Genomic DNA, 23,771 nt, shown 5'->3' with positions numbered 1-23,771 from the left:
TCGTGAGCCTGCCCGCGGAGCGCGCCGCCAGCATCGCCGGCCTGGAATGGCCGGACCGCCCGCCGGTGTGGGTCGGTGACGGCGCCTTACTCGAAGCCCCCGAGCACAGTTGGGGCGCGGCGGTCGCCGAGCTGATCGCCGCACCCGGTCTTCCCGAGAGCGCTGACCCCGCAGCGACGGCGCGCGAGCACCGCCAGCTGGCCGGACGCGTCGTCCGCAGCCTCCAGCCGTGGACCAACGCCGGCAGCTTGGAGCTCCGCTATGTGTGGGGGGACCCCGTCGGGCAGTTACGCGTGCTGCTCGTCGCCCGCGCAGCTGGTCGGAGCATGGACAGCGCTCGGCAGTGGGCGGGCCACCTGCTGCACACCGTCGTCGACCAATTCCCGGCGGGCTACCAGTTTGGGCCGCTCCAGCGAAACTTGCCCTCCGACATCGACGCCTGGGCCGAGATTCAACGAGTCGAAGAAGTGCGCAGCCCCGGCCCATTCGTCCCCCCGGGGCTGGCCGACTACTACTACCTGGTCCATCCGCTAGGTGGGGACGGAGCGGCGTGGCCGACGCTGCCGCACGTCCTCACCCGGGCAACCTCGCCTGGATTTCTCAGCATTGCGCTCGTGCCCACCGCCCTCACCGAGCGCGAGCGGCTGGCCGTCGACCACGTCCTGACGCTCACCCGGCACCTGTCCGAGCCGCAGCAGGGCTACGACTTCTTCGGCAACGCCACCTCCACCCCGGCCGATGCCGCAGCCCGGGACGTCGTCGAGGCTTGGAGTCGGTTCCCGGGGCGCCAGGGCCTGCTCGCCCGGATCGGCATCGCCAGCTCTCCCGACGACGTGCGCCGTCTGGCCGCCCAGATTGGCGCCGTCGTCACCGGGGGCTCGGACATAGTTGCGTCCGACACCGCATCGCGCTTCACCCTGGTCGACGACGTCGACCACTTCGAGGCGTGGCAAACCTCGACCCTGGGTCTGGTCCTGCCTCGGGGGCGGCACCCGGTCTGGCACCTCCCACCCGAGCAGGCGCCGATCGCACTCGAACGAATGCCGCACTTCTTCTCAGAAGAAGATGCCGGCGGGCTCCTCGTGCTGCCGGTGCCCGACCACGCCGGGGTGCCCGGGTTGGCCCGCGCCCGCCGCTCGGCCTCCCACCGGGCCGCCGTGCGCCACGACCCGCCAGTCGACGGCGTGCGCCTCGGGGCCGCGCTCCACCGCGGTGCCACGGGGGACGACGTCGTCCTGCCGCTGACCGCGGTGAACCGGCACACCCTCGTCGTCGGCGCGCCAGGGTCGGGGAAGACCAGCACGGTGCTCCACCTACTCCTGGGGCTGTGGCGCGACCACCGGATCCCTTTCCTCGTCGTGGAGTCCGTGCTCACCGAGTACCGGTCGATGCTCGGCCACCCCGACCTGGGGGGACTGCGGGTGCTGACCCTGGGCAACGAAAACATCGCCCCGCTGCGTCTCAACCCGCTCGCCCCACCGGCCGGCGTGCGCTGCGAGGTCCACATGGGCGGGGTGCTGGCGGCGCTGAAGCTCGCCCTGCCCCTGCCACCCCCGCTGCCGCAGATCCTGTCCCAGGCGCTGACGCACACCTACGCAGCTGCCGGGTGGGATGAGGACACCGTGCTCGAGGACGGCATCCGGCCACCGACGCTGCGCGACCTCCTCCGCTCCTTCCGCCAGGTGTTCGACGACATCGGCTACCAGGGCGAGGCTCGGAACATCGGCCTCGCATTCCAGGTCCGGTTGGAGAGCCTCCTCCAGGGGGGACGCGGCAAGATGTTGGACACCGTCGAGTCCGTCGACTTCGACGAGCTGCTCCGCGCCCCCGTCGTCATCGAGTTGAACGAGATCGCCGACGTCGACGAACGCGCCGTGCTGGCGGCCTTCGTGCTCGAACGGGTGCGCGCCGCCGCCAAGGCCCGCGGTAGCTCCGGCGGTCGGCTTCGGCACGTCACCGTTCTCGAGGAAGCGCACCGCCTGCTCGGGCGCAGCGGCCAGAACAGCGGCGATGCGGCCAGCGGCGACCAGGCCCGGGCGGAGTCCGTGCGGGCCTTCTGCGAGGCGATCGCGGAACTGCGCGCCCTCGGCGAAGGGTTCGTGCTCAGCACGCAGAGCCCGTCAGCGCTGGCCGAGGTGGCCGTCGCGAACACCGGCACCCGCATCCTGCACCGGATGGAAAGCTCGGCGGACCGGGCCCTCATGCTCGACGACATCGATGCGGACGAGGCGCTGAGGAGGGCCGCGGCCAGCCTCTTCGTCGGTGAAGCCGTGATCCGGTGGCCCGCCCTGGACGAACCCGGTCTGGTGCGGATCCAGCCCGACCCTTCGATCGACAGCGGCCGGATGGTCGACGATGGTGTGCTTCAGGCCGCCATGGCCGGCTACCGCGGCGACGTGGCTCGACTGCTCCCCCATCGCCTGTGCAGCACCGCCGTGTGCACGGAGGGCTGCCGACCGACGCTCCGACGGGCGGCTGGACGGGCGGCGGACCGCATCGGGTCCCAAGCTGCTCGCGCGTGGCGGGTCGCCGTGGCCGAGGGGTCCAGTGCCGTCCCCGAGCTCGTGGACGTCGTGGTGGCCGAGAGCGGTGGTGATGTCCCGTTGGCCTACTGCACGGCGGTGCAGCTCTCGGTGCGCGACCAGGCGTTCATCGACGAGGGATCCGACAATCGACCTCTGCTGGCCGAGGCCGTCCGGCGCGCGGCGGGCCGGACAACCGACCCGTCCTGACCCTCACCCGGCCTTCCATCCGTTGCCGGGCGGCCGGCGCTGCCGTTCACCGTCGTCAGGTGTAGCGGTCTCACGCAGGACGAGCACCTCGGCGAGCACGGCGGGGATCCCGGCTTCCCGCGCCGCCTCGACGCGGTGGCGGCCGTTGGTGACCGACAGCAGGCCGGTGTCCGGGTTCTCGCAGAGACGGATCCGATGATCACCCACGTGCCGTGGATCCACCGAGCCCAGCGTCGAGCGAGCTTCGCGTTCCGCGTGCAGCCGCGCCAGCTCTGCGGCGTACCCACTGGTGGGCTCGCCGCCCTTGAACGGCTCCCCTCGGACCTCATCGGTCGCTTCGATGAGGTCGACCGGGACCCACGTAATCCGCGCCTCGCTGAACCGGCCGGGGCCGATCCCCGTCCTACGCAACGCCTCGAGGTCCAGGTCGGCCAGCTGCCGCTCGGCCCACTCGTGCCGAACCGACTCCCCGGGCGGGGGCTGGGCGTCGGCAGCCCGCACGGCGACCCCGCCCAGGTCGTGAATCCCGCAGCCCCGGGTGTCCACCCACCCTGCACCGGGCCGGGTCAGGTTCAGAACCTCGTCCGGCGACCAGTCCGCCTTAGCCTCGGCCTGATCACGCACCGCCAGCCAACCGAGTGCGCGTTGCGCGCCCTCCGCCGAGTGGTCGCCGGGAAAGTCCGGGCGCCCGGAGCGGTTCTCCGAGCCGTCCAGTCGTCCCGCCTGGTCTGGCCCCCGATCGGGGACGTCACCCGAGGGCTCGGGGTAGCTCTCGCGCCACTCCGGCATGCCACGCTCCTCGTGATTGTCCTCCCTGGGCCGGTTAGGGCTCAGTGAACAGCCCGGTGAGACGACGCTCGAGCGCCGCTCGACGGTCCCCTGCCTCGGCTCGCAATGGCGCGGCATCGGACGAAGGCGCCCGCGCGGGCGGGACGGTAGCGCCCCGAGCCGCGGCCGTAGACCAGATGGACCGATTTACGTCCGGGAGCGCCGTCAGGAGCAGCACTCCGAAGAAACCGACGGTGGACGTCGTTGCACGGCCCAGCCGCTTCTTGTGGTCCACCGCCGTCACAATTTCGGCGCCCAGCCGCCCCTCGTCGGACAAGACCCAGTCCAGAAGGCTGCCGACCACGTCACCGACCCGACCCAGCACCCAGCGGCGACCCGGCACCGGGGGGAGCACTACCCGCAGCCGGTCCATCTCACGATCGAGCGCGCTCTCGGTGAGCACCTGCGCCACCGTGGCCGCCCGAAGCCCGGTGACCGCTGTCCAGGGAATGTCCTCATTGTCGAGCCCGACGAATGCTGGCCCGACGGCCACGCGACCGAACCGGTCCAAGAGATCCAGGGCCTGGCGTGCGACAGGGTTTACCCGACCGGCGCCCGCAACCAGCGACCCGATGGAGAGCTCCCACTCGCTGGCTGCCGGGGCGTCCGGTAGACCATGCCGTTCGAGCACGCCGGCCAGCGGGCTCGCCGACACAGAGCTGGTCGCCTTCGCCCCGAGCCCGGCGCCCAGCCGGCGTGCGTCCTGTGCCATTCCCCGCAGGTCCATGCCCGTCCCCGTCGATTGGCGTCCGCGGACCGGACCGCCCGCAGCCAGAATCCCCTGGGGCAGGGTTCACGGGAACCGCCGCCAAGTACCCCATTCACGGCACAAGGGCCATCCGTGTGGGTCAGCGAGTGATGGAGCGGGCCTCGCCCGGGTCGTTGAGCTCATTCGCCGCCCTCGCGGCCAGCCGCTCGCGCTGCGGGACGACGACGTACTTCGGGTCCTTGGTGCTGGCGATGCCGGCCTCGAAGACGCCGAACCGGGTCAGCAGCGAGCCGGCCGCCAATAGCGTTCCTGACGCAACCGCTCCCCACCGGTTGCGCCCAGCCAGCACGGTGAGTCCCGCCCCCGCCGCGGTGCACGCGCGGGCCGCGCGCATGAGCCTTCCCGGCTGCCCCTCGTGGAACGGCTCGCTGAGGATGCCGTGGTCGATCTCCACCTTGTTCACCACGGCCAGCTCGATCGCCGCGCCCGCGACGGCCATCTTCCGGGCCGGACCCGCCTCGTCGACCGGCGTGAAGATCATCGAGATCCCGCCGCCGGCCGCCATGGCCGAGCCGCCGAAGACGAACGGCAGCTGCTTGTGGGCCGCGTGCCACGACGGCACGGCCGTGTTGGCCAGCAGCACGCCGGTGTAGGTGGCCAGGGGGCCACCGAAGATCGCGGCCACCACTCCCCCGAACCGCTTGAGCCGCGGGAACCAGCCCAGCAGTTCCACCGCCGCGGTCGCGCCGGCCGCCGCGCTGAACGGCGAGAGGATGTAGGTGCCCACCGACAGCGGCGAGGTCACCTTGAACACCCGCAGCATGTGCAGGAACCGCTCGGGCCGGCCCAGGTCGTGCACCAGCGCGACCACCGACAGGATCGCCCCACCACCGGCGGTGATCCGGCCGACCCGGGTCAGCGTCGGACGGTCCGTCAGGTCGGCCAGCGCCGCCAGGATCGACGAGGAACCTGCGGCGCCACCGAGGAACAGGTAGAGCGGCACGTCGGGCGACTTCCACACCGGCGTCTTGACGATCTGCCGGCCGTAGTACGAGGTGAACTCGACGTCGTCGACCATCGAGACCTCGCCGCGACCCCGACCGCCACCGCGCTTGCGGCGCTTCGTGGTCGTCCGCTGCGTCGCCGGCCCGCGGTCGGCCTGCCGCCAGCCGGCGCCCGGGGTGGTGATCCCGCCGGTCATGAGCGCCGCGAGCCGAGGATCGCCGTCATGGCGACCCCGACCATCATCGCGGCGGCCTTGCCGGCCGCCTTCCACATGGCGGGCAGGTCGCGGGTGGTCACGATCGGGTCCGGGGGCAGCCCGTAGACCTCCGGCTCGTCGAGCAGCAGGAAGAACGCCCCCACGCCGCCGACGCCGTCGCTCTCGTCGCGCCCGTAGAGCCGCGCGGTCTCCACGCCCTGCCCCTGCAGCGTCGCCAGCCGCGCGTCGGCGCGGGCCTGCAGCTCGTCCAGGTCGCCGAACTGGATCGACTGGGTGGGGCAGGCAGTCGCGCACGCGGGCATCAGCCCGTCGGTGAGCCGGTCGTAGCACATCGTGCACTTGAAGACCCGGCCATCGCCCTTGCGTTGGTCGATGACGCCGTAGGGGCAGGAGGCGACGCAGTAGCCGCAGCCGTTGCAGATGTCGCCCTGCACCACCACGGTGCCGAACTCGGTGCGGAACAGCGCTCCGGTGGGGCAGACGTCGAGGCAGCCGGCGTGCGTGCAGTGCTTGCAGACGTCGGAGCTCATGAGCCACCGCACCTGCTTGTCGGCCCCGCTCTGGCCGGTCTGCGGATCGAACTCGCTCAGCGCCTCGGCGTTGAGCACGCTGCTCTGCTGTGCCGTGGCCAGGCTGTCGTGGTCCCCCGAGCCGGCCACCGACGGGCCGTGGTCGTGCCGGTCGTCACCGGGGCGGCCGAACGTCGGCATCGGCAGGTCGACGGTGCGGCTCTGCTCGATGAAGGCCACGTGCCGCCACGAGTTGGCGCCGAGCTGCCCGGTGTTGTCGAACGACATGCCCGACAGCCCGATGGCGTCCCGCACGCCGTGCGAGTCGTCCATCGGCAGCGTGTTCCACTCCTTGCACGCCACCTCGCAGGCCTTGCAGCCGATGCAGACCGAGGTGTCGGTGAAGAAGCCGACCCGCTTGGGGTGCTCCTCGACGTAACCCGCCTGCTCGGTCACGTCGGGCACCGGGCCGTACAGCCGGTTGCCGGGATCGCGGCCGGTGAAGGCCGCGCTCGCCGAGCTGATCGTCGTCACAGGTTCGAGCCCTCTCCGGCCTCGGCGGCCACCGGGTCGCGGCCGTTGAGGCCGACCTTGCCCGACTCCACGCCGGCCCGCTGCCGGTAGCCCTCGACGAACTCGAGCAGCTCGGGTCCGCGCGGACGCCGCCCGGCGATGATGTCGCAGGAGCTCACCTTCGACTCCTGGATGTGCGTGTTGGGGTCCATCACGATGCCGAGCAGGTCGTTGGCCGCGTCTCCGGTGGAGATGCCGGCGTAGGACCAGTGGTACGGCATGCCGATCTGGTGGACGACGGTGCCGTCGCGCAGCCGGATCGGCCGCATCCGCTCGGTCACCAGCACCTTGGCCTCCACCGCGGTGCGGGCGCTGACCAGCGTCGCGTACTCGTTGTTCGCCAGCCCGCGGAGCTTCGCCAGCTCGGGGCTCACCTCGACGAAGAACTCCGGCTGGAGCTCGGCGAGGTAGGGCAGCGTGCGGCTCATCCCGCCGGCCGTGTGGTGCTCGGTCAGCCGGTAGGTGGTCACCTGGAACGGGAAGACGTCGCTGCGCGCCGGGTTCGCCCGGTTCCACGGGCCGTCGATCTTCTCGACGGTCGGGTTGGCCTGCTGCTTGTATAGGCCGTTCTCGACCACCGACTCGAGCGGCTCGTAGTGCGTGGGCAGCGGGCCGTCGACCACGCCGGCCGGCGCGAACAGCCATGCCTTGCCGTCGCCCTGCATGACGAACGGGTCGTTGCCGGCCAACGCGTCCTGCGCCTTCGCGCCGTCCGGCGGCACGTAGTCCGGCCGCTTGTTCTTCTCGAAGTCGGGGATGTCGAGGCCGGTCCACTCACCGGCGTCCTCGTCCCACCACACGTACTTCTTCCGCTCGCTCCACGGCTTGCCGTCGGGGTCGGCCGAGGCGCGGTTGTAGAGCATCCGGCGGTTGAGCGGCCAGGCCCAGCCCCACTCGGAGGCGACCGGGCCCTGCTCCTTGCCGGGCTTCCGCCGCCGCGCCTGGTTGACCTCGTCTGCGTAGACGCCGCAGTAGATCCAGCAGCCGCCCGTCGTCGAGCCGTCGTCCTTCATCTGCAGGTAGGACGACAGCGCCCGGCCGTCCGGGCCGGTGCCGTTGATCTCGCGCAGCACCGAGGAGGCGTCGGGGTCCTGCGTCTCGCCGTGCGTCGGGTAGTCCCACGTCAGGTCGAGCAGCGGACGGTCCCGCGGGTCGTCCGAGCCCGCCAGCCGCTCGCGCAGGATCCGGCCGAGGTGGAAGTAGAACCACAGGTCGCTGCGGGCGTCGTCCGGCGGCTCCACCGCCTTGTCCCGCCACTGCAGCACGCGCTGGGTCTGCGTGAACGTGCCGTCCTTCTCCACGTGCGTGGCCGCCGGCATGAAGAAGACCTCGGTGCCGATCGATTCCGGGGCGAGCTCCCCGGTCTCGTGCTCCGGGCCCTCCTTCCAGAAGGTCGCCGACTCGATCATCTGGAGGTCGCGGACGACCAGCCAGTCGAGGTTGGCCAGCCCGAACCGGTTCATCCGGCTGTTGGGGTGCCCGACGCCCGGGTTCTCGCCGACGAGGAAGTAGCCCGACACCTCGCCGCGGATCATCGCCGCGATCGTCTGGTACGAGCTGTGGTCGCCGTCGATCTTGGGCAGGTAGTCGAAGCAGAAGTCGTTCTCCGCCGTCGCGTGCTCACCCCACCAGGCCTTGAGCAGGCTGACCATGTAGTTGCGCTTGTTGCCCCAGAAGCCGGCCTTGCCGGCGGCGTCGGCCACGTACTGGTCGAGGCTCTGGTGCTGCAAGGCGTGCGGCATCGGCAGGTAGCCGGGCAGCAGATTGAACAGCGTCGGGACGTCGGTGGAGCCCTGGATGCTGGCGTGCCCGCGCAGCGCCATGATCCCGCCGCCCGGCCGGCCGATGTTGCCCAGCAGCGCCTGCAGGATCGAGCAGGTGCGGATGTACTGCGCGCCCACGCTGTGCTGCGTCCAGCCCACCGAGTACACCCACGCCGTCGTCCGGTCGCGGTTGCTGTTCTCGGTGACCCACTTCGCGACCTGCTCGAACACCTCCGGCTCGACGCCGCACACCTCGGACACCATCTCCGGGGTGTAGCGGGCGTAGTGCCGCTTGAGGATCTGGAACACCGAGCGCGGGTGCTGCAACGTCTCGTCGCGCTTGGGCTTGGCCGCGATCGGCGGACCGCCGCTGCCGGCCGCCTGGGCCCGGTCGGACTTCTTGACGTCGGGGTGCTGCTCGGCGCTCTCCTGCTGCGCGGCCTCCTCCGGGTGGTCGGAGCCCGAGTGCGGCGGCTCCTCCGGCTCGTACTGCCAGCTGGACTCGTCGTACACCCGGTGCTCGGGGTCGAAGCCGGAGAACAGGCCGTCGAGGTCCTCGGAGTCGACGAACTCCTCGCCCACCAGCGCCGCGGCGTTGGTGTACGCGGCGACGTACTCCTTGAAGTACAGCTCGTTGGTGAGGACGTAGTTGATCAGCCCGCCGAGGAACGCGATGTCGGTGCCGATGCGCAGCGGCACGTGCAGGTCGGCGATCGCGCTGGTGCGGGTGAACCGCGGGTCGATGTGCACGATCTTGGCGCCGCGCGCCTTGGCCTCACCGACCCACTGGAAACCCACCGGGTGGCACTCGGCCATGTTCGAACCCTCGATGACGATGCAGTCGGAGTTCGCCAGGTCTTCCAGGAAGTTCGTGGCACCGCCACGACCGAACGAGGCACCCAGACCGGGCACCGTGGCGGAGTGCTATATGCGCGCCTGGTTCTCGATCTGGATAGCGCCCATGGCGCTGTAGAGCTTCTTCATGAGGTAGTTCTCCTCGTTGTCGAGGGTCGCCCCTCCGAGGCTCGCTATCCCCATGGTCCGGTTGACCCGGCGCCGGTCGTCGGCCGATCCGGCGGTCTCCTGCCAGCCCTTGCGCCGGGCCTCCAGGACGCGGTCGGCGATCATCTCCATGGCCGTGTCGAGGTCCAGGTCCTCCCATTCCGTCCCGTACGGACGGCGGTACTTGACCGTGGTGACCCGGGTCGGGCTGGTGACCAGCTGCTTGCTGGCGCTGCCCTTGGGGCACAGCCGGCCCCGGTTGATCGGCGAGTCCGGGTTGCCCTCGATCTGGACGACCTTCTCGTCCTTCACGTAGACGTTCTGCGAACAGCCGACGGCGCAGTACGGGCAGACGCTCTTCACGACGCGGTCGGCGGTCGCGGTGCGGGACACCGTCGCCTCGGTGCCCTTGCTGCGCGCGGCCTTGCCACGCCCGAACGGATCGGGACCGGTGAGCTGCCGGTACACCGGCCAGCTGTCGAGCCAGGTCTTCACCGTGCGAACTCTGCCACCCGCGACGCCGTCCGGCTCGTCGGACGGGCCGACACCGTCACCGGATGCGGATCGCGTCGGCGCGGCGGCGCGCCGTAGCGGGCGGTACCTTCCCGGACGTGGCGCGAGCACCGGAACGGCCGGGCTTCTTCCGGAGCCTGCCGCTACCCAGCCGCGCCGAGGGGCTCGTCATCGCAGCTCTCCTGCTGGTGACGGCGATCGGCGTCGGTCTCGCGGCCTGGTACGCGAGCAACCGCAACATCCCGGAGTTCGAGGCCCCTCCCGACGCGGGCGGCACGACGGCTCCCTCCCCCGCCGCCGCAGATGCGCCGGTGCTCGCCTTCTATGGCGACCGGTACGTCGTCGGCACCCAGCTGGGCGGCCTCGGGCCCACCGGCTGGCCGGCCCTGGTGAGCCAGCGGCTCGGTGCGCAGGCGACGGAGCCGCACGGCGCCATCGACACCGGCTACGTGGCGGGGTCCATCTTCGGCGGCCTCACCTACGAGGCCATCGCGGCGCAACAACCCGAGCCCGACGCCGACATCACCATCGTCTTCGGCAGCCGGAACGACTTCCAGGCGCCCCAAGCGGACATCACCGCTGCTGCGACGCGCACGTTCGACATCATCCGGGCGAACGCGCCCGGCACTCAGCTGCTGGTCATCGGGCCGGCGTGGACCGATGCGGCCGTGCCGCCGGAGCTGCCACCGGTGCGTGACGCCGTCCGTCAGGCCGCCCTGGCGGCTGGCGTGACTTTCGTCGACCCCCTCGCCGAGCGTTGGTTTTTCGACGACGTCGGCCTGATCGGCCCTGATTTGATCAGCCCCAACGACGCCGGGCACGCCTACCTCGCCGACCAGATCGAGCCCTTCGTTCGAGAACTGCTCAGTGACGCAGCCACCCCGGCCGCGGCGACCGACGCAGGCCCGCCGTAAGGGAGGCCTTCCGGGTGCCGCCAACGTCGCAGCTGCCGCCACGGCCAAAGGCGTCGCCGCGGGTCAACACCACCCCTCAGGCTCGCCGCCCGAGAGCATCGCTGAGGCTCGGCTATGTAACCCGCAAGGGCGAGCCAGGGGCCGTATCGCCCAATCGTGCGTAGGCTTCTTCGCATGGCCAGGCAGACGATGCGCGACGGCGAGACCAGTAGGTCGGCCAGCGCCTCCTCCACGGTCGACGTGGACCGGCCCGTGACCGACGAGGAAGTGCTGAGTCTCGGCCGCGAAATCGCCCAACGCCGGGAAGAGCTGTTCCGCCGCCTGGCGGAATGACGCGCTACCTCACGACCCAGCAGGTCGTCCTGCTCAACGCGGTCGTCACCGGGGCGCAGGGCGGCGTCCGAGACTTGGGCTTGGTTGACGCCGCCGTAGGCCGCGCCCAGTCCGGCTTCGGCGACGTCGAGACGTTCCCCACGCTCTTGAGCAAGGCAGCGGCCCTGCTACATGGGCTGTCGTCAACGCAGGGCTTTCAGGATGGCAACAAGCGCACCGCGTGGGCGGCGGCCGAGGTGTTCCTGGAGCTCAACAGCGTGCCGATGCTCGAGGACATCGCCCCCGTCGTGGCGGAAGCGTTCGTCCTCGCCGTGGCCAAGGACCTCCTCTCGCTACCTCGCGCAGAGGAGTGGCTGGAGCTGCACGTTGAGCCCGAAGGCGGCCGGCTCGATTACGCCCACCTGATCTACCGCGTCGAGTGGCACGGCGGTGCGCAGCCGTGGCACGGCCAATTCGTCGGGTTGTCTGGCATCAACCAAGCTGAGCTGCCCGCCACAGAAGTGTTGAACGTCGTCCTCCGGCTGCTGCGGAGCCCGCGTGACGTGGGTCGTAGCCGGACGATCGAGATCGACCTGTTGTCCGACGGCCCTGTCCCCACTGCTGCGATTCGAGACGAGGGTGGCGTCATCCGGTTCGACATTGCCCCACCGGCGACGGGGCATCCGTACCACCGTCGTGGCGTGCAGGCCATCACGGTCAGGCAGGAGCTCACCCTCGACGCCTGGGACGAAGGGCGCTCCTGGGTCCGCGTCCGCGTGGCTGGCCGTGAAGTCGCTCGCCTTCCGCTGGTCATCACATCGATGCCCATGGTGGCACCAGATTCAGCTGAAGCGCTGATCGACTGACAGTTCGCCGAAAGGGGGCGCTTCACGCGCCCTACGAGACCCTCTGGCAGCGAGACATTCGAGTGGATACCGGCGAACCACCGTGGGCCCCGAATGGCCACGACTTCTGTGTCGTAGCGGCTCAAGCCAGGACGTCGCCGTCCAGGTCGAGCCCCAGGGCGGCGGCCGCGCCGGCGGCCATCAGCCAGAAGCCGATCGAGAGGTAGCGGCGCACGGCCTCGGCCGGCGGATGCTGCAGTTCCTGCTCCACGGCTACCCCCTTCGTCGTTCGCAAGGGGCGAAGTTATTGCTCCCGCGAGCGACGCGCCCGGCGGCTGGTGCGGATGTGACGCGAGGTGCAGACCGCACCTGACTCGTCACCGTTCCCATCGGGGCACCCCGTGGTCACCCCGATGGGAACGGTTGGCGAGTGTGCGGGGAGCGCCTGTCCCCCAACCGGCGCTCCCCGCAGGTCAGCGGGCGCCGCCGGCGCGCTGCGCAGCGGTGAAGACGAACTCCAGCGAGCTGCGCTGGTTCTGCATCAGGTCACCGCCGGTGGTCGGGAAGGAGACGGTGGCCAGCAGGCGGTCGGTGCTCCCGGCCGTCTGGCTGCGCAGCCCCGTCAGCTCCTTCTTGGCCACCACGGGACCCGCGTAGAGCGGCACGGCCCCGCCGGCGCAGGAGTAGTCCGCACCGGAGCGGACCCACGCCGAGTCGCAGGACTCGAGCCGCAGCTGCAGCCCGTTCACCCTGTCGGTGTCCAGCAGGCTGGAGGCGACGGCGTAGGAGTCGAGCGTGAGCGACGACAGGTCGACGTCGCCGGCGTTGCGCAGGTCCAGCGGAGCCGCGACCTTGTCCCCCGGCAGCAGGTTGACGGTGCTGACCGGAACCGGCACGGTCGTGCCGCCGTACGTGACGTCGATGTTCATGACACCGGTGTCCACAGCGGCGTCGACCGCCGAGGTGCTGTCGGTGAACGAGCCGAACGTCCCCATGCCGGCGACGGCCGCCGCCGCCCCGACCACGACGATCGAACCGACCACCCGGCCGGCGCTGCGCCGACCGGTGGTGCTGGTGGTGGTGCTCATGCTCGGACTCCTCCGGGCTGACGGAGCGGCCGTTCCACTCCTGTGTCGCCCTCGACGATGGAGCCCGATCCGCACGCGCAGCCCGAGGGTTCCGCAAGGAACCCGCAAGATCCGGGGTTTGTCAGGCGTCGGTCAGATCCGCCTGCAGCAGCAGGGTGTCCAGCCACCGGCCGTGCTTGAACCCGACCGCGCGCAGCCGCCCGGCCTCGACGAAGCCGCAGGCACCGTGCAGCCGGACCGACGACTCGTCCCCGCCGTCGGCGACCACCGCGATCACCTGGCGCGCCCCGGCCGCGCGCGCCGCATCGAGCAGCGCACCCAGCAGCGCGCGGCCGATGCCGCGGCCGGTCCGCCCGGGCGCCAGATAGATGGTGTCTTCGACGGTCTGCCGGTAGGCCGGCTTCACCCGCCACGGCGCCACGTAGGCGAACCCGGCGATCCCGCCCTCGTCGGCGGCGACCAGGAACGGCCACCCGGCGCCGGCGAGGTCCGCGACCTTCGCCGTCCAGAAGGCCACGTCGGGCGCCGTCAGGTCGAACGTGGCGACGCTGTGCTCGACGTAGTGCGCGTAGATGCCGGCGATCGCCGCGGCGTCGTCCGGGATGGCCGGGCGGATGCGCGGCACGGGCGGGGTGGTCACGGCGGGCAACCCTAGGCCCCGGCCCGGAACCGGGTGCTGGGCGACGACGGCTCAGGCGGGCGGCGTGGCGGAGTGCCGGACGGACTCCCGGTGCGTGTCGGTCAGCTCGCATCCGGCTGCGCAATCGATCTCCGTGACCGTGTGCTCCACCCAGCCGAGCGCCACTGCGCCCTCGCACGCCGGACACGTCTCCCACGTGACCTTGTCGCTCACCACGGCCCGAGCCCTCCCTGTACGACGTAGGCGCTCTTATCGCGCGCCACCGAACCAGCCAGGGGCCAACGAGAAACCGTGACCGGAGGTCACGCCCACGGCTGCACTGCCTCCATCGGGTGAGCGCCCCTCCTGCCCCCTGCAGCCCGACCACACCGCTCCCGATGACAACGGGGTGAGCTACGCGCCCGGCCAGGAGCCGTCCCCGGCCGTGCCCCGCCACGGGCGCCTCGCCGGCTTCGGCGTGCTCGCCGCCGCCCTGACCGTTACCGCGCTGGTCACCGTTCTGCTTGCTATCGGCGCCCCCGACGGCGTCGTCGTCGCCACCGGCGGCCTGCTCGCCCTCCTGACCCTCCAGGTCGCCCTCTGGCAGCGCCAGCACCGGCTCTCCGGCGCCCTGCGCCGCAGCCAGGACTCGTTGCGCACCCTCGTGCGCAGCAGCGTCGACCCGGTCGTGATCCTCGACGACTCCCTCCGCATCACCTTTGCCTCCGAGGCCGCCGGCTCGTTGCTCGGCCTCGGCGTCACCGACCTGGTCGGCGTGCACGTCTTCGACACCGTCCACCCCGACGACCGCTCCGGTCTGGCCGGGCCCCTGGACGGCGATGGCCAGGCCGCCGTCCGTACCGCCCGGATCCGCTCCGCCGACGGCGGGTGGCGCCTGGTCCAGACCACCGTGCGCGACCTGCGCGCCGACCCCGACATCGGTGCGCTCGTCCTGCACTGCCGCGACGTGAGCCCGAGCGCCCCTGCCCCCGGCGCCGACTCCGAGCCCCTCGAGCTCTCCCTCACCGACGCCGTCACCGGCCTGCCCAACCGCACGGCACTCATGCGCCGCCTGGGCGCGGTGCAGCGCGGCCCGCGCAACCGCTCCTACGCCATGGCGGTCGTCGGCGTCCTCTGCAGCGAGGTCCTCTCCCCCGGCGAGGAGGCGACCGTGCTGCGCGCGCTCAGCTCCCGCATCTCCCGCGTCCTGCGCGGTGAGGACTGGCTGGCCCGCAGCTCCGACGGCGACTTCGTCGTCCTCGTGCAGGGCAGCGTCGCCGACGCCGAGGCCGTGGCCGAGCGCCTCATCGCCACCGTCGGCCCGCTCACCACCCCCACCGGCACCCTTCCGGTCACCGCGGCGGCCGGCGTCAGCCAGCTGTCGGCCGACGTCGACCCCGGCGAGGCCCTGCGCCGCGCCGACCTCGCCCTGCGCAGCGCCCACCGCGCCGGCGCCGGCGCCGTCCACCGGTACGACGACGCGCTGCGCACCGAGCAGGACCGGCGCACCGCCCTGCGCGCCGACCTCGACGGCGCCCTGGCCCGCGGCGAGCTGCGGCTGGTCTTCCAGCCCGTCGTCGACGCCGTCCTGCACCGCACCGTCACGGTCGAGGCCCTGCTGCGCTGGCGGCACCCCGCGTTCGGCGAGGTCTCCCCCGTCGAGTTCGTGCCGCTGCTCGAGGAGACCGCGCTCATCACCGACGTCGGCCGCTGGGTGCTGGGCCAGGCGTGCCGCACCGTCGCCGCACTGGACGGCGGCGGCCCCGGCACCGAGGCGCTCAACGTCGCCGTCAACGTCTCCGCCCGCCAGGTGCGCAGCGGCGAGCTGGTCCCCGACGTCCTGGCCGCGCTCGCCGACAGCGCCCTGCACCCCTCCCGCCTGCTCGTCGAGATCACCGAGTCGGTGCTGCTCGACGACGCCCACGTCATCGACGACCTCGCCGCCCTGCGCGGCCTGGGCGTCCGCATCGCCGTCGACGACTTCGGCACCGGGTGGTCGTCGCTGGCCTACCTGGTCGGCATGCCCGTCGACGTCCTCAAGATGGATCAGTACTTCCTCGCCGACGTCGAGCACGACCCGGCCCGCCGCGCCATGTGCCGGGCGGTGCTGCAGCTCGGCTCGAGCCTCGGCCTGCCGGTCATCGTCGAGGGCGTCAACACCGCCGCCACCCTCACGCTGCTGCGGGACATGGGGCACCGCTACCTGCAGGGCTTCCTGCTCTGCCGCCCGCTCGAGGCCGAGGCGCTCGCCCGCGGCATCGTGCTCGCCGCCGACGCGCTGGACCCGGCGCCGCCGGTCCGCTGACCCGGAGCTCGGGGTTCGCCCCGGTTCTCGTCAGGGATCACCCCCGTTCGGGGCGCGCACGCATGTGTTCCGTCCCCGTCGCCCCGAATACTGGGCAGGTGGGCAGACCCGGGCTGCACTTCCTCGGCCACTCGACGGTGCGCGTCGAGCTGGCCGGGCGCACCGTGCTGACCGATCCCCTGCTCACCGCCTCGGTCGGCCCGCTGCGCCGCGTGGTGCCGGTGCCCGATCCGGCGCTGTGGGCAGGGGTCGACGTCGTCCTGCTCAGCCACCTGCACGCCGACCACCTGCACCTGCGCTCGCTCCGGATGCTGCCCGCCGGCGTCCGCTTCGTCGTCCCCCGCGGTGCCGGGAGGTGGCTGCGCCGGCGCGGGTTCCGCCGCGTCGAGGAGCTCGCGCCCGGCGAGACGCTGGCCGACGGCGCGCTGCGCATCACCGCCGTGCACGCCGAGCACAGCGGCCACCGCTGGGGCCCGCGCTTCACCGGCGGCCCGGACGCCTGCGCGGTGGGCCACCTGCTCGAGGGCGGGGGCAGCACGGTGTACGTCAGCGGCGACACCGCCCTGCACGACGGCATGCACCTGCTCGGCGAGCGCGGCCTCGACGTCGCCGTGCTGCCGGTGTGGGGGTGGGGCATCGACCTGGGCCCCGGCCACCTCGACCCGGTGCAGGCCGCCGAGGCGGTGGCCCGGCTGCGCCCGCGGACCGCCGTCCCGGTGCACTGGGGAACGCTCGCGCCCGCCGGTACCACCCGGCTGCCCACTCCGCTGCGCGCCCGCATGCGCCGGCTGCTGGTCGAGCCACCGCTCACCTTCGCCCGCGCGGTGGCCGCCCGCGGGCTGCCCACCGACGTCGTCGTCGCCCGGCCCGGCGAGCCGGTGCCCCTGCAGCCGTGGGTGACGCCGTGAGCGGCCTGGACGCCGCCGTCGAGGCGTCGTCGGTCGGCTATCCGCTGCTGTTCGGCGGCGTCCTGCTCGGCTCGGTCGTGCCGGTCGTGCCCACCGGCGCGGTCGTCGGCGCCGCGGCGGCCTTCGCCACCAGCAGCGACGAGCTCGGGCTGCCCACCGTGCTGGCGCTCGCCACGCTCGCCGCGCTGCTCGGCGACCTGGTCACCTTCGCCGTCTGCCGGTCCGGCGGGCCGGCCGCGGTGCGCTGGGTGGCGCGCGGCCAGCACACCGAGCGGCTCGAGGAGGTGCGCCGGCAGTTCCGGCAGCACGGCTGGCAGATCATCGTCGCCGGCCGGCTGCTGCCCGCGGGGCGGATCCCGGTGCTCCTGGCCGCGGGGGCCCTCAGCTACCCGTGGCGACGGCTCGTGCCCGCCCAGTTCGTCGCCGCGCTGCTGTGGGCGGTGGCCTACGCGCTGCTCGGGGTGGCCAGCGGCGGCATCTTCGACTCCCCGCTGATCGCCGTCCTCCTCGCCACCGTGCTCGTGCTGGTGGTCGGCGCGGTGCTCAACCTCGTCGCCGCCCGCCGCCGCCGGGCCCCGGACGCCGAGCCGGACCCCGAGCACTGCGAGACCCGGTGACCGCGCCCTCCGGCGGGGGGCGCGTCCTGCGGGCCGGCCGGACCCTCGCTCGCATCCTGCTCACCTGGGCCCTGGCCACCGGCGCCCTGATCGCCCTCGACCGGTGGCTGGACGGCTTCGCCATGCGCTCGTGGTGGCAGCCACCGGTGGCCGCCCTGCTGCTGGGGCTGCTCAGCGCCGGCGTCTGGCCGCTCGTCCTCCGCGTCGCGCTGCCGCTGGCCTTCTTCACCCTCGGCATCGGCGGGTTCCTGCTGCTCGGGGCCGGCGTGCTCGTCGTCTTCGACGTGATCCCCGGCGTCGAGGTCTACAGCTTCGCGACGACGGTCGTGGTGGCCGTGGCCATGGCCGGGGTGTCCGGCGTCATCAACAGCCTGCTCGCCGTCGACGAGGACGAGATCTTCTTCCGCCGGGCCCGCCGCCGCGCGCCGGTCACCGCGTCGGCCGAACCGCTCCCGCCGGGCGTGCTGTTCCTGCAGATCGACGGCCTGGGCCACGACACCGCCCGCCGCGCCGTGCGGGACGGCTCGATGCCGACGCTCGCGGCCTGGCTGCGGTCGGGCAGCCACACGCTCACCTCGTGGCACACCGACTGGAGCTCGCAGACCGGCGCCAGCGTCTGCGGGATCCTGCACGGCTCGAACTTCGACGTCCCCGCCTTCCGCTGGTACGAGAAGGAGACCGACCGGCTGGTCCAGGTGTCCAACCCCCGGGACGCCGCCGAGATCGAGCGCCGGCACTCCGACGGGCGCGGCCTGCTCGCCGGCGACGGCGCCGGCCGGGGCAACCTGTTCACCGGCGACGCCCGCTTCGTCAGCCTCACCATGAGCTCGCTGTCCTACGTCGTGCCGGCGGGGTCGCGGCGGCGGCGTCGGCACCGCGAACGCGTGGGGGCCGGCTACTACGCCTACTTCGCCAACCCGGGCAACGCCGTCCGCACCTTGGGCGTCGCGCTGATGGACGTCGCCCGCGAGCTGTCCGCCGCCTCCCGGCAGCGGCGCGCCGACGTCCGGCCGCGGGTGCCGCGCGGCGGGCTGTACCCGCTGGCCCGCGCGGGGACGACGGTGCTCGCGCGCGACGTCGTCGTCTCGGCGCTGCTGGAGGACATGCTCGCCGGGCGCCCCGTGGTCTACGCCGACTTCCTGGGCTACGACGAGGTGTCCCACCACTCCGCATCGAGCGCTTCGACACCCTCGGGGTGCTGCGCAGCATCGACCAGCAGATCGGCCGGCTGCACCGCGCGAGCGCCCTGGCCCCGCGGCCGTACGAGCTGGTGCTGCTCTCCGACCACGGGCAGACGCAGGGCTGGGCGTTCGCCGACCGCTTCGGCTACTCCGTCGAGGAGCTGGTCGGCTCGCTGTGCGGGCACCCGGTCGAGGGCCGGCAGCGCCACCTCTCCGGCCCCAAGGACAGCCGGCGGGCCACCGAGGGCTGGCAGGTCGGGGCGGGCATGGCCGAGGGCAGCGGGCCGATCGCCCGCCGGCTGCGGCAGCGCGCCGAGGAGGCCGCCTCCCGGCACACCGCGCCCCTGGCACCCGGCGAGTCGGCGGTGCCCCAGGTCGCGCCCGGCGTCGTCTGCGCGGTCTCCGGGCACGCCGCGTCGGTGTCGTTCCCGGGCATCCCGGGGCGCGCGTCGCTGGAGGAGATCGAGCAGCGCTGGCCGCACCTGCTCCCCGGGCTGGTCGACCACGCCGGCGTCGGCTTCGTGCTGGTGCACTCCGCCGAGTTCGGCCCCGTCGTCCTGGGTTCCGACGGCGTGCACCGGCTGCGCTCGGGCGTGGTGCTGGGCACCGATCCGCTGCTGCCCTACGGCGAGCACGCGGCCGCCCTCGTCGCCCGGACCTCGACCTTTCCGCACTGCCCCGACCTGGTGATCAACAGCCGCTACGACCCGGATACCGACGAGGCGTCGGCCTTCGAGCCGCACGTGGGCTCGCACGGCGGGCTCGGCGGGCCGCAGCAGCGCGGCTTCCTCGCCCATCCCGCCGCCTGGGCACCGCCCGGGACGGTCGTCGGCGCCGAGCACCTGCACCGGGTGCTGCGCGGCTGGCTCACCGACCTGGGCCATCCCGAACCCACCGGCGAGGGCGCCGCCGTCGGCGAGCAGAGCCCCACCGCGCTGGCGAGGGTCTCTCGGCCGGCTCCCGGCGTCGTCAGGACGTAGGCCGGCTCGGCGGCTGCCCACCCCCGGGGCCGCCCATCCCGCCGCCGGTCGGCGTCGTGGTGGTGTCGATGCGCACCGGCAGCGAGACGGTGTAGCCGTTCGTCACGTCGCCGGTCACCGTGGCCAGCTGGCTGGCACCCCCGTCGTCGCCGAAGACGTTGTCGCTGGTCAGGCTCACCTGGGACAGGTTGGACACCGACGCCTCGTAGCCCTCCTGCGCGTAGACGGTGTCGCAGACGTCCTTCGGCAGCGCGACCTGCGAGGTGGCGATCGCGGCCGTCGAGTCGGTGATGCTCGCCTGGTCGGGATAGACCTCGAAGTGGATGTGCGGCCACCGCCCGTCGTAGCAGGCCGGGAAGTTGCTGGTGAACGAGACCTTGCCGGCCGAGTCGGCGACCTGGACGCCGCGCAGGAAGTTCTGGTCGGTGATCCCGTCGGAGTACAGCGAGTAGCCGCCCTCGCGGGTGCAGTGCCAGACGTAGACGGCGACCCCCGCGAACGGCACCCCGCCATTGGCCAGGTCGGCGACGGTGAGCTCCAGGGTCATCGGCACGCCCTCGGCGGTGCCGCTCATCTCGCCGAAGCTGGACCGGATGTCGCTGCGCACGATGCCGCTCTGGTCCAGCACGTTCGGGCCGTTGGAGCCATCGCCCGGATAGGGGCCGGCGGTCTCGTCGGGGATCTCGCCGGCCGCCGCGGACGCCGCGGTCGACGAGGACGACGCGGACGACGAGGACGCCGCGGTGCTCGAGCCACCCCCGCAGGCGGCCAGCCCCACCGTCGCGGTGCCGATGCCCAGCACGGCCAGCAGACGCCGACGGCTCAGCAGCGTCTCGACGTCGAAGCGCAGGCCCTGATCGACCACCTCCTCCTCCGGCCGCGGCAGCGGGCGCCCCTCGTACGTCGATCCGGCGCCGGGCCGGGGGATGCGGTTCATGCGGTGCTCCTCGAAGTCGGCTGCGGGCGACCGTAGGAGCGCCACCCCGTCGTGCAGCTGGACGGCAGCCGCACGTTCCCTGTGAGCGCTGCGGACGATTGGTGCCCCAATCGATGCCTACGATGGACCCATGAGCAGCACCACGGAGGCCCCCGGCACCCTTCAGCTGGAGGACCAGGTCTGCTTCGCGCTCTCCGTCGCCGCCCGCAACGTGGTCGCCGTCTACCGGTCCTTCCTCGAGCCGATGGGCCTGACCCACCCGCAGTACCTGGTCATGCTGGCGCTCTGGCAGCACGGGCCGCTGTCGGTGAAGCGCCTGAGCGAGCTGCTGCAGCTCGACCCCGGAACCCTCTCCCCGCTGGTCAAGCGGCTGGAGGCCTCGGGGTTCGTCCGGCGGGACCGCGATCCCCGGGACGAGCGGTTGCTGGCCATCGCGCTGACCGACGAGGGGCGGGCGCTCCGGGCCCGGGCCGAGCGCATCCCCGCGGGCATCGTGGGGCGGCTGGACATGGACCTCGACGAGCTCACCGCCCTGCACGCCGCACTGACCCAGCTGATCGGCGCCTCCCGGCGCGCCCTGCAGGACGGAGACGCACGGTGACCGAGCAGCAGCCCGCCGGCGGCGAGCCGACGACGCTCCGCCGTCCCGACCCGCTGCGCTGGCTCTGGTACGCGCTCGGCGGACGGCTGCCCCGGCGGTACAGCGCCTGGGTGCTGCACGACACCACCACCCGCACCTGGGTGCTGCGGCACATGGCCCGGGCGTTCGTGCAGATGATGGTGCCGATCGGCGCGGTGCTGATCTTCCTGCCCGGCGAGTTCTGGATCCGCGGGATGGCGGCGCTCGGGGGGCTGCTGCTCGGCATGTTCTACTCCGTCGCCTACATGCCCGAGGCCGCCGAGCACCGGGTCAAGCAGGCCGGCTACCCGGTGGGCACGGCGACGACCGTCCGCGAGGAGGCCGCCCGGGTGCGCGAGGCCGAGGACAGCGTCCGCCGGCGGGCCGCCGCGGCCAAGCGGGCGGCCCGCTACCGCGAACGCCAGGGCCGCTAGCCCGCGCGCCGGGCCGGTGACGCCGGGCTGACGGGACCGGAACGGCCGGGTGAACACCCTCACAGCACGGTGGTGAGCAGCCCCCGCGTGGTCGACAGTGTGGCGATGCGACCCGACGCCCGGGCCTGGTTCTCCGGCCGGACCACCACCGCCCGCTCCCTCGACGCGATCGACGTCGACGGGCTGATCGCGGCCAAGCGGCGCAGCGGCACCAGCGTGAGCGTCGTCCTGCCGGCCCGCGACGAGCAGGAGACGGTGGGCCTGCTGGTGGCCGACGTCGTCGAGCGCTGGATGCACCGCGTGCACCTGGTCGACGAGCTGCTCGTCGTCGACTCCGACTCCACCGACGCCACCGCCGAGGTGGCCCGCGCCGCGGGGGCCGACGTCGTCGCCGCCTCCGACGTGCTGCCGGCGCACGGCAGCCGGCCGGGCAAGGGCGAGGCGCTGTGGAAGTCGCTGGCCGCCACCACCGGCGACGTCGTCGTCTTCCTCGACTCCGACCTCACCGGCGACGTCAGCCACTACGTGCCCGGGCTGCTCGGACCGCTGCTCACCGACCCGCAGGTGCAGTACGTGAAGGGCTGCTACACCCGGCCGCTGGAGATCGACGGCGTGACCGTCCCCTCCGGTGGCGGCCGGGTCACCGAGCTGACCGCCCGACCCCTGCTCAACGCGCTGTGGCCCGAGCTGGCCGGCGTCGTGCAGCCGCTGGGCGGTGAGTACGCCGGGCGCCGGTCGGTGCTGGAGCAGGTGCCCTTCGCCGGGGCCTACGGCGTGGAGATCGGGCTGCTGATCGACCTGCTGGAGCTGGTCGGGCTCGGCGGGCTCGCCCAGGTCGACCTCGGCGTCCGCCGGCACAGCTCGCAGAGCCAGGAGGCCCTCGGGGTGATGGCCGGGCAGGTGGTCGCCACCGCGCTCGCCCGCGCCGCCTCGCCCGTTGCAGGTGGGCTGCTCACCCAGTTCCGCCACGACGGCACCGGGTTCGTCCCGCGCAGCACCGCCGTCGCCCTCGACGAGCGGCCGCCCATGGCCACCGTGCCCGAGTACCGGGCGCGCGCGGCCGACCTCGCCGGCTGACCGATTCGCTGCCGACGGCGATCCCTGTCGCGCGCCCGCCGGGGCTCGGGGCAGGATCGACCCGTGCTCGTCGCTCGTCCCGCCCCGCCCCGTTGACCGCCGTCGAGGTCGTCGCCCACCGCGGCGCCACCGCCGAGGCGCCCGAGCACACGATGGCCGCCTACCGCCAGGCGGCCGCGGTCGGTGCCGACGCCGTCGAGTGCGACGTCCGGCTCACCCGGGACGGCGTGCTGGTCTGCGTGCACGACCGGCAGATCCGGCGCACCTCCAACGGGCGCGGCGTCGTCTCCGCCCTGCACCTCGCCGAGCTGGAGCAGTACCAGTTCGGCCCGCGCCGTCCGCGGGGCCGCACCCCGTGGGCCGACGACGAGATCGTGTCGGTGACCGACGAGCCCGACGTCGAGAACGGGCTGGTGCTCACGCTGGACCGGCTGCTCGACTACATCACCGCCTCGCCGGGCTCGCTGCGCCTGGCCATCGAGACCAAGCACCCGACCCGGCACACCCGCAAGGTCGAGGAGGCGCTGGTCGAGTGCCTGCGCCGGTACGGGCTGCTCACCGACGGGCGCCCCGTCGAGTGGGCCGGGCGGCCCGCCGTCCGGATGATGAGCTTCTCCCAGCTCGCCGTCCGCCGGATGGCCGACCTCGCGCCGGGCGTGCCCACGGTGCAGCTGATCGGCAAGCGGCTGCGGCCGCTGCGGCGGGAGGTGCTGCTCGGCAACGCGATGGCGGTCGGCCCCGGGATCGGGATCATCCGCGCCGACCCGGACTTCGTGGCCGACGCGCACGCGGCGGGCAAGCAGGTGCACGTGTGGACGGTCAACCGCCCCGCCGACATGGACCTGGTGCGCGAGCTCGGCGTGGACGCCGTGATCACCGACCGGCCCGACGAGATGCTGCGCCGCCTCGGCCGCGACGCCGCCGCCTCCTGACCCCGCTTTTCCGCGGAAAAGCAGCCGGCGGATTTAACTGGTCGTCGCAACACCGGCTTGTTGATGTTCGGAGAGTAGTCGGGCGAGGACCTCGGCTGGGGTCTTGAAGCCCAGGGTCTTGCGGGGTCGCCCGTTGAGCTTGGCGGCGATGC

General features: G+C 72.9%; 22 protein-coding genes and 2 pseudogenes. 13 read left to right on the top strand and 11 right to left on the bottom strand.

Translation table 11 applies throughout. From position 1 onward, the window contains the following. The first annotated feature begins 2 nt into the window (after window positions 1-2). Window positions 3-2,732 carry an ATP-binding protein gene (locus DQ239_RS18580; protein WP_113835907.1) on the top strand — a complete coding sequence of 910 codons (2,730 nt, stop codon included), beginning with the start codon at window positions 3-5 and terminating at the stop codon, window positions 2,730-2,732. Window positions 2,733-2,735: 3 nt separating this feature from the next. Here DQ239_RS18580 and DQ239_RS18575 read toward each other — a convergent pair whose 3' ends face one another. The 5 genes and pseudogenes from DQ239_RS18575 to fdh form a co-directional block, all read right to left on the bottom strand. Next, window positions 2,736-3,521, bottom strand: coding sequence for a hypothetical protein (locus DQ239_RS18575; protein ID WP_113835906.1), 786 nt, complete (start codon window positions 3,519-3,521; stop codon window positions 2,736-2,738). A gap of 34 nt (window positions 3,522-3,555) precedes the next feature. Further along, window positions 3,556-4,287: a hypothetical protein gene (locus tag DQ239_RS18570; RefSeq protein WP_113835905.1), complete on the bottom strand. Its 732-nt coding sequence runs from the start codon at window positions 4,285-4,287 to the stop codon at window positions 3,556-3,558. 121 nt (window positions 4,288-4,408) lie between these two features. Beyond that, window positions 4,409-5,470 (bottom strand): NrfD/PsrC family molybdoenzyme membrane anchor subunit, encoded by a 1,062-nt coding sequence (nrfD, locus tag DQ239_RS18565; RefSeq protein ID WP_113835904.1) that lies wholly within the window; start codon window positions 5,468-5,470, stop codon window positions 4,409-4,411. Further along, a complete protein-coding gene (locus tag DQ239_RS18560; RefSeq protein WP_113835903.1) occupies window positions 5,467-6,534 on the bottom strand; it encodes a 4Fe-4S dicluster domain-containing protein in 1,068 nt (355 codons plus the stop codon). The genes nrfD and DQ239_RS18560 overlap by 4 nt, the downstream gene beginning before the upstream one ends. Continuing rightward, window positions 6,531-9,833: pseudogene (fdh, locus tag DQ239_RS18555) on the bottom strand (formate dehydrogenase). The gene DQ239_RS18560 and the pseudogene fdh overlap by 4 nt, the downstream one beginning before the upstream one ends. Window positions 9,834-9,949: 116 nt before the next feature. On the opposite strand from fdh, the gene DQ239_RS18545 reads away from it, so the two are divergent. The 3 genes from DQ239_RS18545 (at window position 9,950) to DQ239_RS18540 (ending at window position 11,943) form a co-directional block, all read left to right on the top strand. Further along, entirely contained in the window at window positions 9,950-10,765 is an 816-nt protein-coding gene (locus DQ239_RS18545) for an SGNH/GDSL hydrolase family protein (protein ID WP_158544897.1), read from the top strand. A 174-nt stretch (window positions 10,766-10,939) separates the two neighbouring features. Beyond that, window positions 10,940-11,098, top strand: coding sequence for a hypothetical protein (locus tag DQ239_RS20490; RefSeq protein WP_158544896.1), 159 nt, complete (start codon window positions 10,940-10,942; stop codon window positions 11,096-11,098). Then, window positions 11,095-11,943 (top strand): Fic family protein, encoded by an 849-nt coding sequence (locus tag DQ239_RS18540; RefSeq protein ID WP_113835899.1) that lies wholly within the window; start codon window positions 11,095-11,097, stop codon window positions 11,941-11,943. The genes DQ239_RS20490 and DQ239_RS18540 overlap by 4 nt, the downstream gene beginning before the upstream one ends. Before the next feature lie 121 nt (window positions 11,944-12,064). Here the strand turns inward: DQ239_RS18540 and DQ239_RS21230 are convergent, their stop codons facing one another. From DQ239_RS21230 to DQ239_RS18530, 3 genes are all read right to left on the bottom strand, one after another. Continuing rightward, window positions 12,065-12,193, bottom strand: coding sequence for a hypothetical protein (locus DQ239_RS21230; protein ID WP_255411261.1), 129 nt, complete (start codon window positions 12,191-12,193; stop codon window positions 12,065-12,067). A 202-nt stretch (window positions 12,194-12,395) separates the two neighbouring features. Then, window positions 12,396-13,010 (bottom strand): TasA family protein, encoded by a 615-nt coding sequence (locus tag DQ239_RS18535; protein WP_113835898.1) that lies wholly within the window; start codon window positions 13,008-13,010, stop codon window positions 12,396-12,398. Window positions 13,011-13,131: 121 nt separating this feature from the next. Continuing rightward, window positions 13,132-13,650 carry a GNAT family N-acetyltransferase gene (locus tag DQ239_RS18530; RefSeq protein WP_113835897.1) on the bottom strand — a complete coding sequence of 173 codons (519 nt, stop codon included), beginning with the start codon at window positions 13,648-13,650 and terminating at the stop codon, window positions 13,132-13,134. 388 nt (window positions 13,651-14,038) lie between these two features. Here DQ239_RS18530 and DQ239_RS18525 point away from each other — a divergent pair, with 388 nt between their 5' ends. From DQ239_RS18525 to DQ239_RS21085, 4 genes and pseudogenes are all read left to right on the top strand, one after another. Next, complete coding sequence (locus DQ239_RS18525; protein WP_113835896.1) at window positions 14,039-15,934, top strand: GGDEF domain-containing phosphodiesterase; 1,896 nt, start codon at window positions 14,039-14,041, stop codon at window positions 15,932-15,934. Window positions 15,935-16,032: 98 nt separating this feature from the next. Further along, window positions 16,033-16,842 carry an MBL fold metallo-hydrolase gene (locus DQ239_RS18520; protein WP_233489481.1) on the top strand — a complete coding sequence of 270 codons (810 nt, stop codon included), beginning with the start codon at window positions 16,033-16,035 and terminating at the stop codon, window positions 16,840-16,842. Continuing rightward, on the top strand, window positions 16,839-17,459 hold the full coding sequence (locus DQ239_RS18515) for a VTT domain-containing protein (RefSeq protein ID WP_113835958.1): 621 nt from the start codon (window positions 16,839-16,841) through the stop codon (window positions 17,457-17,459). The genes DQ239_RS18520 and DQ239_RS18515 overlap by 4 nt, the downstream gene beginning before the upstream one ends. After that, window positions 17,456-17,758: pseudogene (locus tag DQ239_RS21085) on the top strand (phage holin family protein); the annotation flags it as partial. The gene DQ239_RS18515 and the pseudogene DQ239_RS21085, both read left to right, overlap by 4 nt. A 5-nt stretch (window positions 17,759-17,763) precedes the next feature. Here the strand turns inward: DQ239_RS21085 and DQ239_RS21080 are convergent. Continuing rightward, entirely contained in the window at window positions 17,764-18,282 is a 519-nt protein-coding gene (locus tag DQ239_RS21080; RefSeq protein ID WP_233489491.1) for a hypothetical protein, read from the bottom strand. An 81-nt stretch (window positions 18,283-18,363) separates the two neighbouring features. Then, window positions 18,364-18,564, bottom strand: coding sequence for a hypothetical protein (locus DQ239_RS21075; protein ID WP_233489490.1), 201 nt, complete (start codon window positions 18,562-18,564; stop codon window positions 18,364-18,366). Between the two features lie 90 nt (window positions 18,565-18,654). Between DQ239_RS21075 and DQ239_RS21070 the strand changes: the two genes are divergently transcribed. Continuing rightward, on the top strand, window positions 18,655-19,620 hold the full coding sequence (locus DQ239_RS21070; protein ID WP_233489489.1) for a hypothetical protein: 966 nt from the start codon (window positions 18,655-18,657) through the stop codon (window positions 19,618-19,620). Here the strand turns inward: DQ239_RS21070 and DQ239_RS18505 are convergent. Continuing rightward, window positions 19,610-20,557: an intradiol ring-cleavage dioxygenase gene (locus DQ239_RS18505; RefSeq protein WP_113835894.1), complete on the bottom strand. Its 948-nt coding sequence runs from the start codon at window positions 20,555-20,557 to the stop codon at window positions 19,610-19,612. The genes DQ239_RS21070 and DQ239_RS18505 overlap by 11 nt on opposite strands. Window positions 20,558-20,687: 130 nt before the next feature. On the opposite strand from DQ239_RS18505, the gene DQ239_RS18500 reads away from it, so the two are divergent. The 4 genes from DQ239_RS18500 (at window position 20,688) to DQ239_RS18485 (ending at window position 23,619) form a co-directional block, all read left to right on the top strand. Continuing rightward, window positions 20,688-21,158, top strand: a complete 471-nt coding sequence (locus DQ239_RS18500) for a MarR family transcriptional regulator (protein ID WP_113835893.1) — start codon at window positions 20,688-20,690, stop codon at window positions 21,156-21,158. Continuing rightward, complete coding sequence (locus tag DQ239_RS18495; protein WP_113835892.1) at window positions 21,155-21,610, top strand: DUF5313 family protein; 456 nt, start codon at window positions 21,155-21,157, stop codon at window positions 21,608-21,610. Before DQ239_RS18500 ends, DQ239_RS18495 begins: the two co-directional genes overlap by 4 nt. A gap of 105 nt (window positions 21,611-21,715) precedes the next feature. Then, a complete protein-coding gene (locus tag DQ239_RS18490) occupies window positions 21,716-22,687 on the top strand; it encodes a glucosyl-3-phosphoglycerate synthase (RefSeq protein ID WP_113835957.1) in 972 nt (323 codons plus the stop codon). Between the two features lie 92 nt (window positions 22,688-22,779). Then, window positions 22,780-23,619 (top strand): glycerophosphodiester phosphodiesterase family protein, encoded by an 840-nt coding sequence (locus tag DQ239_RS18485; protein ID WP_113835891.1) that lies wholly within the window; start codon window positions 22,780-22,782, stop codon window positions 23,617-23,619. Window positions 23,620-23,771: the final 152 nt, after the last annotated feature.

Origin of the sequence: Blastococcus sp. TF02-09 (genome assembly GCF_003319105.1) — a bacterium.
In the GTDB taxonomy this organism is placed as follows: domain Bacteria; phylum Actinomycetota; class Actinomycetes; order Mycobacteriales; family Geodermatophilaceae; genus Blastococcus.
The sequence above is the reverse complement of the archived record's forward strand: the minus strand, read 5'-3'. Positions and strand labels throughout refer to the sequence as shown.